The 1,461-nt window shown below is 73.7% G+C and carries 1 protein-coding gene; it reads left to right on the plus strand.

Annotated features, from left to right (window positions below; all coding sequences use genetic code 11):
• Positions 1-99: 99 nt before the first annotated feature.
• Positions 100-1,461: IS66 family transposase (locus BL253_RS39025; protein ID WP_081439123.1), on the plus strand; the 1,362-nt coding region annotated here is incomplete at its 3' end.

Here is a 1,461-nt window from a genome sequence, read left to right on the forward strand (position 1 = left end):
GTGTCCATTCAGGGGTGTGCAGGGGTAGGCCGCTGACCTTGGGGTTTGTGTTGCGGGGACGCGCTGTGATCGTTGCTTGATCCTGGTGGCTGGGCGTGGATGATCAGGGTTGTGGCTGACCTGTCCGCGTCGTCGTGGGAGTCGCGTCTGGCGGCTGCGGAGGCGCGGATCGAGGAGCTCGCCGCCGGGCAGGCCGCGTCGCTGGCGGCGAATGATCGGCTGGTGTCGGTCAACGAGCGGCTGCGCCGCGTCGTGGACGACGCGGCCGCGCGGCACCAGGCGGAGCTCGGCGCGGTGCGCGCCGAACGGGACCGGGCTGCGCGGCGGGTCGAGGAACTCGAGCTCGAGATCGCCGACCTGCGCCGGCAGCTGTCCCGGGACAGTACGAACTCCTCCGTGCCGCCGTCGAAGGACCCGATCGCGGCCAGGGAGAAGCGGAAGGCCGAGCGGCGCGAGGCGTCGCAGCGGGTCCGCTCGAAGGGGAGGAAGCCGGGCGGGCAGCCGGGCCACCAGGGGTCGGGGCTGCGCCGGGAGGCGGAGCCGGACCGGTCGTTGTCGGCTGACCCGCCGGCGGAGTGCTCGTCGTGCCGGGCGGACCTGGCCGACGCGACGGTGCTGCCGGACGGGTGGGCGCAGGTCTGGGACCTGCTCGAGCCGGTGCTGGAGAAGGTCGAGTGGGCGTTGCCGCGGCGGCGGTGCGCCTGCTGTCGGAAGGTCACGGCCGGGTCGGTGCCGGGGGTGGCGCACGCGGGGGTGGGCAGCGTGTCCTATGGGCCGCGGCTGCACGCGGCGGCTGTGCTGCTCGTGTCCGAGGGCAACGTGCCGGTCGAGCGGGCCGCGATGGTCATCTGCGCGCTGCTGGGGGTGCCGGTCTCGGCCGGGTTCGTCGCCCGCGCGCACGAACGGCTCGCCTCCGATCTTGACGCCGCGGGCTTCGACGAGGCGATGAAGGCGGCGCTGCGCRCCGAGCCGGTGCTGTGCGGCGACGAGTCGCCGGTCAACGTGCTGCGCCGGGATCTCGACGAGGCCACCGGCACGGTCCTGTCGGGCAGCCCGCACCTGCTGGTGGTGCGAACCCCCTGGTCCGGGCTGGTCTGGTACGGCGCGATCCACTCCCGCTCGTCCGAGGCGATCGCCGGCRCCGAGGTCCTCAAGGGCTGGCATGGCTACCTGACCCGCGACGACTACGCCGGCTGGCACCAGTACGACGCCGGGCTCGCCGGCGTCCAGCTCTGCTGCCAGCACCTCATCCGCTCGTTGCGGGCGGTGCTGATGCTCGCGCCGAAGGTCCAGAAGTGGGCGGGCCGGCTCATCGACCTGCTCCGCGAGGCCAACCGGCTGGCCGTCGCCGCCCGCGCCACCGGCCAGGCCCGCCTCGACCAGCAGGTCATCGACAGACTGCGGGCCCGCTACGACGCCGACGTCAGGATCGGCGAGCTGACGAACATGTCCCGGCTCTGG

The sequence above is a fragment of the Pseudofrankia asymbiotica genome (assembly GCF_001983105.1).
Taxonomy (GTDB): domain Bacteria; phylum Actinomycetota; class Actinomycetes; order Frankiales; family Frankiaceae; genus Pseudofrankia; species Pseudofrankia asymbiotica.